A 15,730-nucleotide genomic window follows, 5' to 3' on the forward strand; every position below is an offset into this window, starting at 1 on the left:
CGGTCGGGAGGAGCCCGCCGATGGATGCCGCATTCACCGAGGAGCAGGACGAGATCCGCCGCACCCTGCGCGCACTGCTGCGCAAGCGCTGCGGCCCGGACGAGGTCAAGGCGGCGGTCCGCACCCCGGCGGGCTACGACGAGGAGCTGTGGCGGCGCCTCGCCCGGCAGCTCGGACTGCCCGGCCTCGCCCTGCCCACCGCGTACGGCGGCGCCGGCTGCGGGCCCACCGAACTCGCCCTGGCCTGCGAGGAGACCGGCCGCGCCGTGCTTCCCGCGCCACTGGTCGGCACCGCCGTGCTGGCCGCCCCGCTGCTCCTGGCGCTGGGCGGGGAGCGGTGCCGCACGGAGCTGCTACCGGCCCTGGCCGCCGGCGAGTTGACCGCCACCCTCGTCGTACCGGGCGGGCAGTTGGCCACCGCGCTGGCGCTCACCGGGCCCAACGACGGCGACTGGGCCGGTGGCGGCCGGGCCGGCGGCATCCAGGCGCGACGGGCGGGCTCCGGATGGCGGCTCTACGGGGAGGCCGCGCAGGTCCTCGACGGGCACACCGCGGACGTGCTGGTGGTCGCCGCGCACACCGGCGGCTTCGCCCGCAGTCGCACCCTGCTCTTCGTCGTACGGGCGAAGGGGGCGGACGGCGCGGCGACGCCGGGGCTGCTGCGGACCCGGCAGACCGCGATGGACGAGACCCGGCCGCAGGCCCGCGTCGAACTCCGGGACGTGCCGGCCGAGTTGTTGGGCGAGGAACCGCCCGGCGAGGACGGCGCCGCGGACGCGGTGTCCGCGGCGCTGGCCGCGACGGGGGCGACGGCGGCCGCGTGCCTGGCGGCGGAGGCGGTCGGCGCGGCCGACGCGGCGCTGTCCCGTACGGTCGACTACGTCAAGGAGCGGACCCAATTCGGCCGGCCGATCGGTGCGTTCCAGGCCGTGCAGCACCGGCTCGCCGATCTCTACGTCGAGGTGCAGGCGGCCCGTTCGGCGGCGTACTACGCGGCCTGGGCGGCGGGTGGCGGGCGGCCCGAGCCCGGGGCGGGGGCGCTGGCGCTGGCCCAGGGGCTGTCGACGCTGCGCGCGGTGGCCGCCGAGGCCGTGCAACTACACGGCGGCATCGGCTTCACCTGGGAGCACGCCGCGCACCTCTACTTCAAACGGGCGGCCTGCGACGAGCTGTTGTGGGGTCCGGTGCACCGGCTACGGGCCCGGGCGGCGGAACAGGCGGGCCTGTTCGGAGCCGGGGAATACGGGACGGGCGCGGACGCCCTCGCCGAACCGGGCGCGCGAGCGGCGGTCGGTGCCTGATGGGCCGCGGTGTGCACCTGGTGCAGAAGCTCTCCTCGACCCGGGCGTTCGCGCGGCTCGCACCGCACCTCGTCCCGGCGCTGGACCGCGCCGTCCACCGGCTGTCCGGCGGGAAGACGCTGCTCAGCACCCGGATGCTGCCCGGCGTCGTGCTCACCACCACCGGCGCCCGCAGCGGACTGCCGCGGCGCACCCCGCTGTCCTGCGTGCCGCAGGACGACGGCGGTTGGCTGCTGGTCGGCAGCAACTTCGGCCGGCCGGGGCACCCGGCCTGGACCGCGAACCTGCGCAAGAACCCGGAGGCGGAGGTGAGTTGGCGGGGCCGGGACATCCCGGTGCGGGCCCGGCTGCTGACCGGGGCGGAGCGGGAGCGGGCCTGGCGGGCGGCGCTGGCGTTCTGGCCGCCGTACGCGGCGTATCAGGCGCGGGTGGAACGGGAGATCCGACTGTTCCGGTTGGACCGGCGCTGACCGCACGGGAACTGGGGGCGGCACCGAAACGCCCGCCCAACGGGCGCCTACCGCCCCGGTAAAGGGGCGCGGCACCCGCCGCGCGGGCGTTCACAGCTATGGCAGGACGGACACAGGACGGAGGCGAACTGCCCCGGAAATACCGGGACATGGGGAAGGCGAGGCTTCCCCGGCGGCAGCGGCGCGGCGTCGTTGCGCTGCGCCCGGCTCGGTGGTGCCGGCGGTGCGGCGAGCCCGGTGGTGCGGCGGTCCCGGCGCGGACCCTTGGGGCCCGAGCGCCCGGCGGGCCGGCCGGCTACTTGGTGGGCTTCTTGCCGGTGATGCCGAAGTGCACCAGCAGCGCCAGGTTGGGCTTGAGCTCGGCCTGCTTGACGCCCCAGCTCTGGAAGCCCTTCTGGTGGCCGGCGACCGCCGCGAGCATGGCAACGATGGAACCGGCCATCGCCGCGGCGCTCACGTCCTTGTCGACCTTGTTCTTGCTCTGGAGCTCCTGGATCGACTCCGTAAGGGAGTTGGTGACCGCGTTGAGGATCTTCATGCGGATCTTGTAGAATCGCTTGTCGCCCTCGGCGGCGCCCAGGTCGATGACGCGCAGGATCGCGTCGTGCTTGCGCCAGAAGGAGAGGAAGCCGTCGACCAGTTCCTCGGCCGCCTGCCAACCGGACTTGCCCACCCACGAGCGTCCGGCGACCAGATCGGTCAGGCTCGCGCCCTCTTTCGCCATCTCTTCGGCGATTTCGAGGACCGCGCCTTCAACGTCCGGGAAGTACTGGTAGAACGTCGCGGGGGAAGTGCCCGCTTTTCGGGCCACATCGATGACTTTGACGTCCCGATAGGGGGACGAACTGAGCATTTCGCTGAGGCAGTCGAGGAGCTTTTGCCGCGTCGCCTGTCCGCGGCGGCCGGCAACTCTGCCGTCGACGGTTCGAACTTGTCCTGTCATGCCGTCAGCTTACCGAGGGGTGATCGGAGCGCGATTTGGCTGCCTGCAAATGGGGACGGGGGAGTTCGGGGTGCACAAAGCCCGCTGCCGCCCTGGTTGCGGGCCCGATCGCCGGTGGTGCCGGGCGGGCGTTCATTGGTCCGATCCGGTGAATGTTGTTATCAACACCCTGTGGACAACCGCGGTGGATGACGGGTCGGTCGACGGGGCGTCATGGGGACGACGGGTGCGTGGCGGTCGGGACGCGGCAATCCGTGCGCCACACGCGGTGTCCTGGACCCGAAATCGCCCTGGGCGACGCAGAATTGATCCATTGACGCCGGGGTGGCACGGGGGAAGGCATGCGCAGCGATGCGGGCGGACAGGCAAGCGGGGAAAAGGGATGGTTTCGGCCACGGCGGACGGGCCGTCGGCCCGGATATCCGCCGGGGGCAAGGGGATCGGTGGGGGTGGTGGGGCGACCCCCGGCACGGAATCCGGCCGTCCGGATGGGGCGATGAACGGTGGATATTCCGCGGCCGCGTTCCTTCGCTCGCGGCACAACCGATCGGTAATCGCCAGAGCCGGACGTATCGGAGCACGTCAGGGCGGGGTGGAATACGCCGGGTAATGGCCTTGTTGCGTATCGCAGGGGGTGAGTCGTGACACGGCCGACAGGCCCCGGGTTCGCAACCGCCGGCCCGGCCAGGAAGAATCAGGGTGCGTACGGCCGTTTCGACAGTCCTTGCCGTAGGCGGGGGAGACGCTGCGCGGGGCAGTGGCTCTCGGCGACTCGTCGGTGTGGAGAGTCTCGATTTATGCCCCACGGGGAGGTGGCAGGCAAGTGGTGGAGCAGCTGACGCAGCACGATCCCCGGCGGATCGGCCCGTTCGAGGTCCTCGGCCGTCTCGGGGCCGGTGGCATGGGCCTGGTCTATCTGGCGCGGTCGGCGTCCGGCCGGCGGGTGGCCATCAAGACGGTCCGTTCCGAGCTCGCCGAGGACCAGCTGTTCCGGGTCCGGTTCACCCGCGAGGTAGAGGCGGCCCGCGCGGTCAGCGGCTTCTACACCGCGGCCGTCGTCGACGCCGATCCCCGGGCTGCGGTGCCCTGGTTGGCGACGGCGTACGTCCCCGCGCCCTCCCTGGAGGAGATAGTCAATGAGTGCGGCCCGCTGCCGGCCCAGGCAGTGCGGTGGCTGGCCGCCGGCATCGCGGAGGCGCTCCAGTCCATCCACGGTGCCGGCCTGGTCCACCGCGACCTGAAGCCGTCGAACGTCCTGGTGGTCGAGGACGGCCCCCGGGTCATCGACTTCGGCATCGCCTCCGGGGTGTCCAACACCCGGCTGACGATGACCAATGTCGCCGTCGGCACCCCGGCCTACATGTCGCCGGAGCAGGCCCGCGACTCCCGCAGCGTCACCGGCGCCAGCGACGTCTTCTCGCTCGGCTCCACCCTGGTCTTCGCCGCCACCGGGCACGCCCCGTTCCACGGTGCCAACCCGGTCGAGACGGTCTTCATGCTGCTGAGGGAAGGCCCCGACCTGGTCGGGTTGCCGGACGAGCTGCGGCCGTTGATGGAGTCCTGTATGCAGATGGAGGCGGCCCACCGGCCGTCCCCGGCCGATCTCCAGTCCCAGTTGGCGCCGCATCTGTTCAGCTCCGGCGGGGACGACAGCGGCACCGCGTCGGCCTGGTTGCCGCCCGGCGCCGTGGCGCTCATCGAGCGGCGCCGCGGCGGCGGCCGGGGCGCGGTCGCGCCGAGCACCCCGCGGGCCGCCGCCGTGCCCCGCGGCGCCGGCCTCCAGGAGCCCGCGGCCCCGCCCCTGCCACCGGCCCCGCCGCAGCACGCCGAGGCCGGCCGGCCCGCCGACGGCTGGCCCGGGCGGATCGGCGCCGGCCCCGGTGCGCACCGCGCCGCCGACCCCCGCGGCGCCGCCCCGGTGCCGCAGCCCGCGCACGGCGCCGCGCCGGCCCCGGTGGCCGCCCCGCCCGCCCCCGACGGCGGTCCCGTACGACTCGGTGGCTCGCACGCCCCGATAGGGCCCGGGCCCCGGGCCGCCGAGGCCCCGCAGCCGCGCGGGCAGGCCGCCGCCGGGACGAACTGGGTCCGGCCCCCGTCCGGCGCCCCCGGCGTACCGCAGCAGGGCGCGGCCGGCGGCGCCGGCCAGGGTGAGGCCACCCACTCCGCCCCGCCGGAGGCCCCGCCCGCCGAGCCGGGTCGCTGGCGCCCCTGGCGGTTCCGGATGTCCAACGACGTCTGGGGCACCCCGGTCGTTGCCGACGAGCTGCTCTACGTCACGTCGTTCGAGGTGCACGCCCTCGATGTGGCCAGCGGGCGGCGGAAGTTCAAGACCCGCGACGTCGCCTGGGCGATGGCGGTCGCCGACGGCCGGATCCACGCCTCCGACGGCCCCACCCTCTACGCCCTCGACGCCGAGGACGGCGGCGAGCGCTGGCGGCTGAGCAGCGAGGCGTGGATCTATGCGCTGGCCGCCGACCGCGGCACCGTCGTCACCAGCACCCGCGGTGGCGGCGTGCAGGCGCGGGAGGCCGCCAGCGGCGAGCTGTTGTGGGAACTGACCGGCGTCCAGAGCGACTTCGAGAATCCCGAGGCCGCGCCGGTGGTGCACGACGGCACGGTCTACGTCTGGGCCGACGCCCGGCTGAAGGCGCTCCAGGCACGCACCGGCGCCGAACTCTGGTCGTACCCGGTGGGGGACGCGGCGTCCTGCGGCGGCGTCCCGATGCGGGTGCTGCCCGCGCCGGACGGCTCGGTGTACGTCGTCGCCGGCACCCGGGTGCTCGCCTTCGACGCGGCCCGCGGTGACGTCCGTTGGCACTTCGAGGCGCCCGCGGTCTTCCTGAGCCCGCCGGCCTTCGCGCCCGGACCGGCCGTCGCCGGCGGCGGGATCTATCTGGCCGACTACCTCGGCACGGTCTACGCCCTCGATGCGGCGGACGGCCGGGACCGCTGGCGGATCGCCACCGAGGCCCGCCAGTCCACGGCCCCCGTCCTGGTCGCGCAGGGCGCCGTCCACCTGGGCAGCGGCAAGGCCCTCTACACCCTCGACGCGGTGACTGGCACCCCGCGTTGGCGCTTCCAGGCGGGCGCCGACATCGTGGGCTCCCCGGTCGTCGCCGAGGGCCGGGTGCACTTCGGGTCGGCCGACCACTGCCTCTACACCCTCGACGCGATGGGCGGGCAGCTGCGCTGGAAGCTGGCCACCGGCGGCGAGATCACCGGTTCGCCGGTGGCGGTCGGCGGGGTGGTCTACGCGTGCAGCAAGGACCGTTGCGTGTATGCGCTGGACGCCGCGAAGGGGACGGGGCAGGCGCGGCGCCCGTAGCCGGGTGGGGCGCAGGGCGCCGTCACCGGGGCTCGTTCGGTGGCGGCCCTTGGTCGTCCGGCGGTGGTGGGGGCGGTTGTGGCGGTGCGGGCGGTGGTGGTCCCTGGGGCCCCTGTTGTCCCCCGGTGGGGCCGTGTTCCGGGCGGTCCGGCGGGAGTTGGCGGCCCCACTGAACGGGCGGGGTCGGTGGCTGCGGTCGGAGGGGCTGGGTGGTGGACCGCGGGTCGTGCGGTGCCGGGTGCCACTCCTGGGCGGCCGGGCGGCCCGGGTCCCAGGGCTCAGGAGGTGGCGGCCGCAGGGGCTCGTCCTCGTAGCGGGGCACCCGTCGGGCGCGCCCGCGCATGATCAGGGCGCCCAGGATCAGCAGTGCGCCGCCGCCCAGGGCGTTGGCGACGCCGACGCCCAGTCCGTGCGCGCCGGCGGTGAGTTCGCCCGCGCGCTGGCCTTGGCGGACCATCCACAAGATGGTGAAGCCGAGGACCACCAGGCCGGCGAGGGTGACGAGCAACCGGGAGCGCAGCGCCACGCCGATCAGGGTCAGCAGTCCGGCGACGACCATCGGGAGCACCAGGGAGCCGAAGAGCGTGGCGCCGTTGTCCGTGAGGCCGTTGAAGAGGTCCTCGATCCGGACGTCGCTGCCGTGACGGCCGTCGTACCAGGGACGGAAGGGGCTCCAGACGGCGGCCGTCGCTCCGATGAGGGCGATCAGGGAGCCGAGAACGTTGCGCACCACCGGCGTCGCCTCGCTTCGACTCGTCCCGTCGTCTCGTCCTCGTGACCGACGCTACGCCTGCCCGTCGGCCCCCGCTAGGCAAGCCGGGCGCACCTGCGGGCCGGCTCCGCTCAGGGGCCCGCACGGGCCGTCACCGGTACTTGCTAGGGTGCCGTGCACGCGTCAACCCCTGGGGTGGCGCGGTGGGAACGTCACAACGGGGGATGGGCGAAGGACATGGCGCAGGGCACGCGTATGCGTACGGGCGGGATCACCGGGGGCCGCCGGGACCAGGTCGGCAGGGGGATCAGGGCGGGCGTCGTCGCCGCGGTGGCGGCGGTCACGCTCGCCGGCGTCAGCGGCTGTGCGTTCGGCCGGCCCAAGCCGCCGCCGCTGCCGGACTGGGCGACGGCGTCGCCGTCCGCCAGTTACGACCCGGCGAACCCGACGCCGTCGTCGTCGTACACCTCGCCCGGCTACGACAGCTACTCGCCGTCGCCGACCGAGGAGACCTTCGACCCGGACGGGCGGTCCGACATCCGCGGCAGCGGCTGCGACTTCTCCGCCTCGACGCGCCAGTTCAGCTACACGGTCTCCCTCACCAACCCGTCGACGACCAGCACGTTCTCCTACGACATGCGGGTCGACTGGATGAAGGACCGGCCGGCGGACGGCACGTCCTACGGGGTGCACCAGCGCAGCGTCACGGTGGCGCCCGGCGCGACCGAGACGTACACCGCCACGTACACGCTGAACCAGTCCTCTTGGCAGGCGTTTTGGTATACCTGCCAGATCACCCGGGCGCACAAGACCAAGATGTGAGGCCGGTGCCGGCCGGGTGCGGCCGGCGGGTCATCTGACGGGCGGCGGGTCGCCCCCGGTGGTGCGAGGACGGTTGGCGAACAGGGCGCGTTGGCGCTCCGGGGGCAGGTTGCCGAGCGCGATCAGCTGCGGGGCGTGCGCCAACGCCTGGGTGCGGGTGGCCTCTTGGGCCGCCCACAGGGCCCGGACGGTGCCCTGGACGGCCTCGGTGGGTTGGGCGGCCAGTACCGCGGCGCGGCGCAGCGCGGTCTCGACCGCCGAGCCCGGCGCGGTCAGTTCGGAGACCAGCCCGACGGCGTGGGCGCGCCGGGCGCCGAGCCGTTCGGCGGTGCCCATCAGGGCGAGCCGGGCGCTCTCCCCGTAGGGCATCCGCTGCGCCATGAGGACGGACTCGTAGGCGCTGACCATCCCGTAGGTGGTGTGCGGGTCGAAGAAGGTGGCGTCCTCGGCGGCGATGATGAACTCCGCCTCGCCGAGCAGGTAGAAGGCGCCGCCGCAGGCCATGCCCTCGACCGCGGCGAGCACCGGTTTCCACAGGTCGTTGGATTTCGGGCCGATGGTGCGCAGCGGGTCGTCGAGGGAGAACGGGGAGGCGGGCTGGGGCACTTCGGCGGCGCGGTCGATGCCGGTGCAGAAGGCGCGGCCGCCGGCGCCGGTGAGCACGGCCGCCCGGACGGTGTCGTCGAAGCGGAACTCCCGCCAGGTGGCGATCAGTTCGGCGGCGGTGGCGAGGTCGAGGGCGTTGTGGCGGGCGGGCCGGTCCAGGGTGACCAGGGCGACCCCGTCGGTGATCTCCGTGCGGAGCCCGGTGGGCGTCATGGGCGCTCCAGGACCCAGCGGGGGAGGGTGGGGCCGCCGGGTGGGGTGTGGAAGACCACCCGGACCGGGGCGCCGATCCGCAGCCGGGCCGGGTCGACGGAGTTCAGGGCGGCGTCCGGGGCGGTGACGAGGTTGCCCACCAGGCGGATCCGGGGGGCCTCGGCGAGCTCGATGACGATCGCGTTGTAGGGGGCCTGTGCGGCGTAGGCGGGCAGCAGTGGCGGGTGCGGCACGACGTAGGACCAGATCCGGCCGCGGCCGGACATCCGCTGCCAGTGGGCCGTGAACGACTGGCAGTGCGGGCAGCAGGGGCGGGGCGGGAAGCGCGGCTCGTCGCAGTCGGAGCAGGTCTGGACGCGGAGTTCGCCGCGGGCGGCGTACTCCCAGAACGGGGCGCCGTCGTCGTCGGGGACGGGGCGCAGCAGGTCGGTGGTGGGGTCGGCGAGATCGGGGGGCCGATTGTCAGTGGCGGCTGGCACGCTTGTGTTCATGGAATCACGGACGGTGAGGGAGGCGGGGTCGGTCATGGAGTCGCGGGTGGTCGCGGAGTCGTCGTGGGGCGCGGAGCGCCGGGTGGTCGTGGGGTCGGTCCCGGCGGCGGTGGAGCGCGGGGTGCGGTCTGCACGCATCGGTTCTCAACTCCTCAGCAACAGCGCGGAGGTGGGCACGCCCTCGCCCGCGGTGACGAGGCAGGTGGCGGCGCCCGGGACCTGCGCGGTGCTGGTGCCGCGCAGTTGCCGGACGCCCTCGGTGATGAGGTTGAAGCCGTGGACGTACGCCTCGGAGAGGCCGCCGCCGGCGGTGTTGAGGGGCAGGCGGCCGCCGCTCTCCAGGGCGCCGCCCTCGGTGAAGGCCGCGCCCTCGCCGCGTCCGCAGAAGCCGTAGCCCTCCAGGGAGAGGGGTATCAGGGGGGTGAACGCGTCATAGATCTGCGCCACATCGACGTCCTGCGGCCCCAGGTCGGCGCCCTTCCACAGGTGGCGGGCGGCGGTCCAGGCCGGGCCGGTGAGCGGGTCGTCGTTCCAGTAGTTGACCATGCCGTGGTGCTGGGCGGGCAGCCCCTGGGCGGCGGCGTGGATGTAGACGGGCCGCTGGCGGCAGTCGCGGGCGCGCTCGGCGGCGACCACGACACAGGCCAACGCCCCGTCGGTCTCCAGGCAGTTGTCGAAGAGGCAGAGCGGTTCGCTGATCCAGCGCGCGGTCATGTACATCTCGCGGGTCAGCGGGCGGTCGTACATCATCGCGGCCGGGTTCTGGTTGGCGCGGTTGCGGCAGGCGAGTGCGACATTGAAGAAGTGGTCGCGGGTGGCGCCGTATTCGTGCATATAGCGCCGGGCCAGCAGGCCGATCTCGTCGGCGGGGCGGAGCAGCCCGAAGGGGCGGGTCCACTGTCCCGGCGTGGGCAGTTGGGCGCGGGTGTTGGTCCACGGGCGCGGTCCCGAGCCGCGCTTGCGGGACCGCCAGGCGACGCCGACGCTGGCCTGCCCGGTGGCGATGGCGGCGGCCAGGTGTGCCACCGTCGCGCAGGAACCGCCGCCGCCATAGCCGACCTTGGAGAAGTGGGTGACGTCGCCGGCACCGATGGACTTGGCGATCTCGACCTCGTCGGTCTCCTCCATGGTGTACGAGGCGAAGGCGTCCACCTCGGAGGGTGCGATGCCGGCGTCGTCCAGGGCGGCGATGATCGACCGGCACGCCAAACTCTTCTCGGATTCCGGGAGTCGTTTGGCAAAGGGTGTCTGTCCGATACCGACGATCGCCGTAGCGTCCTTGAGGGTCGCCCCCATCGCCACCTCCGTGGTCGGCGGTCACTGCTGACAGCGGAGGAGGCTACCGCTAATCTGACGGGCAGTCAGCTAGTGCGACGGTACGGGTCCTTGCAGCACACGGGAGGCAGCGCGATGGACGAACGGCTCGATGCGCGAGCGGACCTGGCGTACGGCTCGCTGGCCCACCTGGTGCGCGCCGCCGCCGACCGGTACGGCCCCCGGGAGGCCGTCGTCGAGGGCCGCACCCGGCTGAGCTACGCCGAGTTGGGCGCGCGGGTGGAGCGGGCCGCCGCGGCCTGCGTCGCGGCCGGCGTCACCCGCGGCGACCGGGTCGCCGTCTGGGCGCCCAACACCCTCGACTGGATCGTCGCCGCGCTCGGCGCGGTGACCTCCGGCGCCGTCCTGGTCCCGGTCAACACCCGCTTCAAGGGCGCCGAGGCCGCCGACATCCTGCGCCGCACCCGCGCCCGGCTGCTCTTCGTCACCGGCACCTTCCTCGGCACCTCCTACGTCGCCTCGCTGCGCCGGGCCGCCGAGCGGGGCGAAGGGCGCGGTCCGCTGCCCGGACTGCCGCACCTGGAGCGGGTGGTGGTGCTCACCGAGGACGCCCCCGCCGACTTCACCACCTGGCGCGCCTTCCTCGCCGAGGGCGCGGCGGTGGAGCCCGCGACGGTCCGCGCCCGGGCCGACGCCCTCGGCCCCGACGACCCCTCCGACATCATCTTCACCTCCGGCACCACCGGCCACCCCAAGGGCGCCGTGATCACCCACGGTCAGACCCTGCGCGCCTACGACGTCTGGAGCGAACTGGCCGGCCTGGAGGAGGGCGACCGCTACCTCATCGTCAACCCCTTCTTCCACACCTTCGGCTACAAGGCCGGCGCCCTCGCCTGCCTGCTGCGCGGCGCGACGATGGTCCCGCAGCCGGTCTTCAGCGTGGAGACCGCGCTCGCCAACATCGCCGCCGAGCGGATCTCCGTCCTCCCCGGCCCGCCCACCCTCCACCAGCAGCTACTGGACCACCCCGACCGCGCCCTGCACGACCTCTCGGCGCTGCGCCTGGTCGTCACCGGCGCCGCCGTCGTCCCCCTGGAGCTGGTGGAGCGGCTGCGCGACGAGCTGAAGGTGGCCACCGTCCTGACCGCCTACGGGCTGTCGGAGAGCACCGGCGTGGTCACCATGTGCCGCCGCGGCGACCCGCCCGGGGTGATCGCGGCGACCTCGGGCCGCGCGATACCGGGCACCGAGGTGCGGATCGTGGACGCCGCCGACCGCCCGCAGCCGCCCGGCGAGCCCGGCGAGGTCCTGGTCCGCGGCTACCACGTGATGTCCGGCTACTTCGAGGACCCGGCCGCCACCGCCCGTGTCCTGACGCCCGACGGCTGGCTGCGCACCGGCGACGTCGGCGTCCTCGACGCGGAGGGCAACCTCCGGATCACCGACCGGATCAAGGACATGTTCATCGTCGGCGGCTTCAACGCCTATCCCGCCGAGATAGAGCAACTCCTCGCCCGCCACCCGGACATCACCGAGGCCGCCGTCGTCGGCATCCCCGACCGCCGCCTCGGCGAGGTCGGCAAGGCGTACGCGGTCCGCCGCCCCGGCTCCCGCCTCACCGCCGACGACCTGATCGCCTGGTCCCGCCGCGAGATGGCCAACTACAAGGTCCCCAGGGAGGTGGAGTTCGTCCCCGACCTCCCGCGCAACGCCAGCGGCAAGGTGGTGAAGGGGTTGCTGCGGGGGCGGGGGCGGGGGGCGTGAGGGAGGTCAAGGGGTGCGCGGGTTCTGCGGGTTCCGCGGGGGCGTCCAGTCCGGGCGCCGGCCGCTGAGCGCCACCACCCGGTCCAGCAGCGGCGCGCCCTGTGGCACCGGGACCGCGGCCCCGAAGGGCGATGCACCCTCCGGGCCGGCGGCGGTGGCCGCGAGCAGCGCGTACGAGACGTCCAGGCTCGGGCCGTCGGGCGCGTACTCCTGGCCGGTGGCGCGCGCCAAGTCCCAGCCGTGCACGACCAGTTCGTTCAGCGCGAACCGGCCCGCGACGGCCCCGGGCAGGGTGACGCCGCCCACCCGCGTCTCGCCCTCCCAGGCGGCCGGGGCGCGCCAGGCCGCCGCCAACGCGTCCAGGTTGGCCGCCAGTTCCGCGCGCCACCCGGGGGCGAGCTCCGGCAGCGCCGCGTCAGGGCCTGCCCGATGGGTCATGGCCGGGGCCGCGACGCCTGGCACGGCACCTCGCGGCGTTGCCGAACCGTCCCAATAGCTCCGCTATCAGGCCGCTTTGGCGCCTTGCGATGCGCCCCCAGCTACCGCTGGGAGGTGCCCCCTGCACCAGACGCCGCGGCCTACCCGACCCTGACCCATCGGACAGACCCTAGGGGCGTGTCGGTGGTCGGCCCCAGCTCCTTGCGCGCCGCGTCCCGGAACGCGGCGGCCAGCCCGACCAGATGGCCGAGCAGGTGCCGCACGGCGTAGGCGCTGCACGGGGTGGGCGCGGTCAGCTGCTCCTCGGCCGTGCCCGCGGCCAGCCGTGCGACCTCCCGGGCCTGCGCCGCGAGGTCGATCAACGGGGCGCCCGCCGCGGGCCCTTGCCCCGGTTGCCGGGCCGCGTTCCGCTCCGCGTCCGTCATCGTCCGGCTCCCTTCTCGCCCGGATCCACCGGCCGTTGGCCGACGCCACCGGCTTCGCTGGTTCCACAGCCATCACAGCCGTCACGGTCTTCATGGTCTTCATGGTCTTCGCTGGTGTGGGGCGGGCCATGGCGGTCCGCCCCGCACCAGTGAAGACCGCGGTGCCCCGGGAAAGTCATCGCCGCGCCGCCGGCGGATGGGCGGATAGGGCGCCGCCCGGGCGAAGGGGGACCCGGCTACCCGTCGCTGCGCCGGTACCGCTCCCGCAGCACGGTCTTCAGCACCTTGTTCAGCGGGCCCCCGCGCGGCAGTTCCGCGGTGATCTCCAGTTGCTCCGGCAGCTTCTGGGCCATCAGCCCGGCCGCCCGCAGATGCGCGGTGAGTCCCGCCAGGGTGAGCGTCGGCGCCCCGCCGGTACCGGTGCCGCCGGTCGCCCCGGGGACGTCCGCCGCCCCCCTGAGCGTCACCACCGCGCACACCCGCTCCCCCCGCTCCCGGTCCGGCAGCCCGATCACCGCCGCCTCCGCCACCGCCGGGTGGGTGTGCACCAGGTCCTCGACCTCCTGCGCGGAGATGTTCTCGCCCTTGCGGATGATGATGTCCTTCAGCCGCCCGGTGAGCACCAGATGCCCGTCGGCGCGCAGGTGGCCCAGGTCGCCGGTGCGGAACGCGCCGTCCGGGCCGAACGCCCCGGCAGTCAGCGCGGGATCGGTGTACCGGCGGAAGAGCATCGGCCCGGCCACCGTCACCTCGCCGGTCTCCCCGGGCGCGGCCTCGCTCCCGTCGGGCCGGACGATCCGTATCCGGGCGCCCGTCACCGGTCGGCCGACGGTGTGCGCCAGTTGCTCGTCCGCGTCGTACGGCGTGCCCATCGCGATCATCGGGCACTCGGTCATCCCGTACCCGTGCACGAGCGCGCACCCCAACTCCCGCCCGGCCGCCCGGTACAGCTCGGGCGGCAGCGGCGCCCCGCCGCCGGACAGCAGCCGCAGCGACGGGATCAGCGGTCCGGTGGCGTCGGGTGCGGCCGCCCGGCGGCGCCGCGACGCGTCGTGGAACGCCTGGTAGAACGCGGTGCTGCCGCCCGCCATGGTCACCCCGTGGCGCCGGTAGACCTCGGCCGCCCGGTCCGCGTCGAAGCTCTCCAGCACCACCGCCGGGAATCCACTGACCAGCATCGCCACGACGTAGTCCGGGCCGGCGATGTGCGCGTACGGGAACGCGATCGAGCCGATGTCGTCGGAGGTCATGCCCAGCGCGGTGGCCAGCCCCACCCCGCCGGCGATCAGCGAGGCGTCGGTGTGCTCGACTCCCTTGGGCGCGGCGGTGGTTCCGGACGTGTAGTAGATCCACCGGGTGCGGTCGTCGGCGGCGTCCGGTGGCTCCGGGAGCGCGCCCGGGTCCCCCACGGGAAGCCCGTCCGCCACCGAGACCACTCGCACCCCACCGCCCTCACCGACCGCCCCGCGCACCATCGCCGCATGGTCGAACCCGCGCCACACCCCCGGCACGAGCGCGTACCGGGCCGCCGTGTCGCGCAGGATGAAACCGACCTCACGGGCGCGGAGTTGCGGGATCACCGGCGCCTGCACGGCCCCGAGCCGGGCCAGCGCGAGCGAGGCGACCACGGTGTCGACGCGGGTGGGCAACTGCCACATCACCCGCGTCCCGGGCCCGATCCCCAGCGCCAGGAACCCGGCCGCCGCCCGCAGCGCCGCGTCCCGCACCGCCCCGAACGTCACGGCGCCCCCACCGCCCCCGTCGCCCTCGTCGAGGAACATCGGCACGTCCCCGGAGGCCCGGGCCCGGTACTCGACCAGCTCCCACAACGTGCCTATACGGTCGGCCTCGAACACGACGCGCCTCCTGGGGCGGTGGGCGGGGTGTGCCGCGCGACTCTAGCACCGTAGCTGACGAAGCGTCAGATAACGGTGGTGAGTTGCTGTGCGTGCGGTGTGCGCTCGCGCGCTGTGCCCCGTCCGAGGCCGCGCCGACCGTTTCGGAATGGAAACGTCACCGCCTTCGGCAACGGGGACGGGTCCGGGCAACTGCCCGGACCCGTCTGCGATGTCGTGCTGCGGGGCGTCTGCGCGACCCTCGATCAGGGCATGTGGTTGTCCATCGGCGTCACCTGCACCTGGACCCGCTGAGAGGGTACCGGCATGTGATTGTCCTGCGGAGCCATGGGCCGGTGTGCGCCCTGGATGGTGGTGATGGTCGGCGCGCTGGGTATGTGGTTGTCGGCCATGGCGGGCACCGCCGCGCTGCCGAGTGCGGCCGCGGTGATGGCGGCGACGGCCAGGAATTCTCTCGTGCGGGTCATTCCAACTCCTCAGAAATATGGGGGCGTTGCTGTTCCCGGAAACAAACTAGCGCCTACGGTGTGCAGATGTTCGACTGTTGTCCGGGAAAGCCGGTGGATAGTGCAGGTTTTGCTCTGGGGGCGGAAAATGCCGCAGGGACCGGCTTTCCTGTGGCTTCCCCTCCAAGCCACAGAAGACCGGTCCCTGCGATCCCCCGGATCCCCCCCGGTTGTGCTTCCCCCGTTTCTCCCTGAGTCCCCCGTTGGCTCAGGAAGGGTCTACTTGGGCGCGCCGACGGGCTGGTGGCTGTCCTCCGTGGTGACGGCCTTGCCCTTGGCGGCCTCGTGCTCGTCCGCCGGAGCGTCCTCAACGGTCGCGTCCGTGGCGGCGATGGGCTGGTGACTGTCCATCGGTTTGACGACGTCCCGGTCCCGCGGTTTCCGGATCTGTGGGGTGACGCCGGGTCCGATGATGGGCTGGTGACTGTCGCGGGGCGCGATGATGGGCTGGTGACTGTCGCGCGGGGCGATGACGTCCCGTTCCCCCGAATTCTGCACAGTGTTCTCGGTGCTCATTGCGATCAACTCCTGATGGGCGCTTGAAGGCTGCCCCGCCCGCCCAGCGACTCCCCCGTTGGCCGCC

The 15,730-nt window shown here is 73.8% G+C and carries 13 protein-coding genes and 2 pseudogenes; 5 read left to right on the forward strand and 10 right to left on the reverse strand.

Annotation, left to right across the window (positions count from 1 at the left end; all coding sequences use genetic code 11):
- Positions 1–20: 20 nt before the first annotated feature.
- Together ACFVFQ_RS09520 and ACFVFQ_RS09525 are read left to right on the forward strand one after the other, a co-directional pair.
- Positions 21–1,301, forward strand: a complete 1,281-nt coding sequence (locus ACFVFQ_RS09520; RefSeq protein WP_383411413.1) for an acyl-CoA dehydrogenase family protein — start codon at positions 21–23, stop codon at positions 1,299–1,301.
- On the forward strand, positions 1,301–1,771 hold the full coding sequence (locus ACFVFQ_RS09525) for a nitroreductase family deazaflavin-dependent oxidoreductase (protein WP_383411416.1): 471 nt from the start codon (positions 1,301–1,303) through the stop codon (positions 1,769–1,771). The genes ACFVFQ_RS09520 and ACFVFQ_RS09525 overlap by 1 nt, the downstream gene beginning before the upstream one ends.
- A 295-nt stretch (positions 1,772–2,066) precedes the next feature.
- Here the strand turns inward: ACFVFQ_RS09525 and ACFVFQ_RS09530 are convergent, their stop codons facing one another.
- The gene (locus ACFVFQ_RS09530; protein WP_383411419.1) at positions 2,067–2,714 is read right to left on the reverse strand and encodes a TetR family transcriptional regulator; all 648 of its coding nucleotides are present in this window, start codon (positions 2,712–2,714) and stop codon (positions 2,067–2,069) included.
- Positions 2,715–3,537: 823 nt separating this feature from the next.
- Between ACFVFQ_RS09530 and ACFVFQ_RS09535 the strand changes: the two genes are divergently transcribed.
- Positions 3,538–6,039: a PQQ-binding-like beta-propeller repeat protein gene (locus ACFVFQ_RS09535; protein WP_383411422.1), complete on the forward strand. Its 2,502-nt coding sequence runs from the start codon at positions 3,538–3,540 to the stop codon at positions 6,037–6,039.
- A gap of 22 nt (positions 6,040–6,061) precedes the next feature.
- Here the strand turns inward: ACFVFQ_RS09535 and ACFVFQ_RS09540 are convergent, their stop codons facing one another.
- Positions 6,062–6,772 carry a hypothetical protein gene (locus tag ACFVFQ_RS09540; protein ID WP_383411425.1) on the reverse strand — a complete coding sequence of 237 codons (711 nt, stop codon included), beginning with the start codon at positions 6,770–6,772 and terminating at the stop codon, positions 6,062–6,064.
- Positions 6,773–6,988: 216 nt separating this feature from the next.
- Between ACFVFQ_RS09540 and ACFVFQ_RS09545 the strand changes: the two genes are divergently transcribed.
- Positions 6,989–7,573, forward strand: a complete 585-nt coding sequence (locus tag ACFVFQ_RS09545; RefSeq protein WP_383411427.1) for a hypothetical protein — start codon at positions 6,989–6,991, stop codon at positions 7,571–7,573.
- 30 nt (positions 7,574–7,603) lie between these two features.
- Here ACFVFQ_RS09545 and ACFVFQ_RS09550 read toward each other — a convergent pair whose 3' ends face one another.
- The 3 genes from ACFVFQ_RS09550 to ACFVFQ_RS09560 form a co-directional block, all read right to left on the reverse strand.
- Positions 7,604–8,392, reverse strand: coding sequence for an enoyl-CoA hydratase/isomerase family protein (locus ACFVFQ_RS09550; RefSeq protein WP_383411429.1), 789 nt, complete (start codon positions 8,390–8,392; stop codon positions 7,604–7,606).
- The gene (locus ACFVFQ_RS09555) at positions 8,389–8,883 is read right to left on the reverse strand and encodes a Zn-ribbon domain-containing OB-fold protein (protein ID WP_383411550.1); all 495 of its coding nucleotides are present in this window, start codon (positions 8,881–8,883) and stop codon (positions 8,389–8,391) included. Before ACFVFQ_RS09555 ends, ACFVFQ_RS09550 begins: the two co-directional genes overlap by 4 nt.
- 144 nt (positions 8,884–9,027) lie before the next feature.
- Complete coding sequence (locus ACFVFQ_RS09560) at positions 9,028–10,179, reverse strand: lipid-transfer protein (protein WP_383411432.1); 1,152 nt, start codon at positions 10,177–10,179, stop codon at positions 9,028–9,030.
- A gap of 114 nt (positions 10,180–10,293) precedes the next feature.
- Here ACFVFQ_RS09560 and ACFVFQ_RS09565 point away from each other — a divergent pair, with 114 nt between their 5' ends.
- Positions 10,294–11,922: a FadD3 family acyl-CoA ligase gene (locus ACFVFQ_RS09565; RefSeq protein ID WP_383411435.1), complete on the forward strand. Its 1,629-nt coding sequence runs from the start codon at positions 10,294–10,296 to the stop codon at positions 11,920–11,922.
- Between the two features lie 6 nt (positions 11,923–11,928).
- On the opposite strand, the pseudogene ACFVFQ_RS09570 reads toward ACFVFQ_RS09565, so the two are convergent.
- From ACFVFQ_RS09570 to ACFVFQ_RS09590, 5 genes and pseudogenes are all read right to left on the reverse strand, one after another.
- A pseudogene (locus ACFVFQ_RS09570) lies at positions 11,929–12,342 on the reverse strand (TIGR03086 family metal-binding protein); the annotation flags it as partial.
- A gap of 175 nt (positions 12,343–12,517) precedes the next feature.
- Positions 12,518–12,785 (reverse strand): annotated as a pseudogene (locus ACFVFQ_RS09575) (maleylpyruvate isomerase N-terminal domain-containing protein); the annotation flags it as partial.
- A 236-nt stretch (positions 12,786–13,021) separates the two neighbouring features.
- Complete coding sequence (locus ACFVFQ_RS09580; protein WP_383411438.1) at positions 13,022–14,641, reverse strand: class I adenylate-forming enzyme family protein; 1,620 nt, start codon at positions 14,639–14,641, stop codon at positions 13,022–13,024.
- A 245-nt stretch (positions 14,642–14,886) separates the two neighbouring features.
- Positions 14,887–15,108 carry a hypothetical protein gene (locus tag ACFVFQ_RS09585; protein WP_383411440.1) on the reverse strand — a complete coding sequence of 74 codons (222 nt, stop codon included), beginning with the start codon at positions 15,106–15,108 and terminating at the stop codon, positions 14,887–14,889.
- A gap of 258 nt (positions 15,109–15,366) precedes the next feature.
- A complete protein-coding gene (locus ACFVFQ_RS09590) occupies positions 15,367–15,663 on the reverse strand; it encodes a hypothetical protein (protein ID WP_383411443.1) in 297 nt (98 codons plus the stop codon).
- Between the last annotated feature and the right edge of the window lie 67 nt (positions 15,664–15,730).

Source organism: Streptomyces sp. NPDC057743 (genome assembly GCF_042798755.1).
GTDB lineage: Bacteria > Actinomycetota > Actinomycetes > Streptomycetales > Streptomycetaceae > Streptomyces.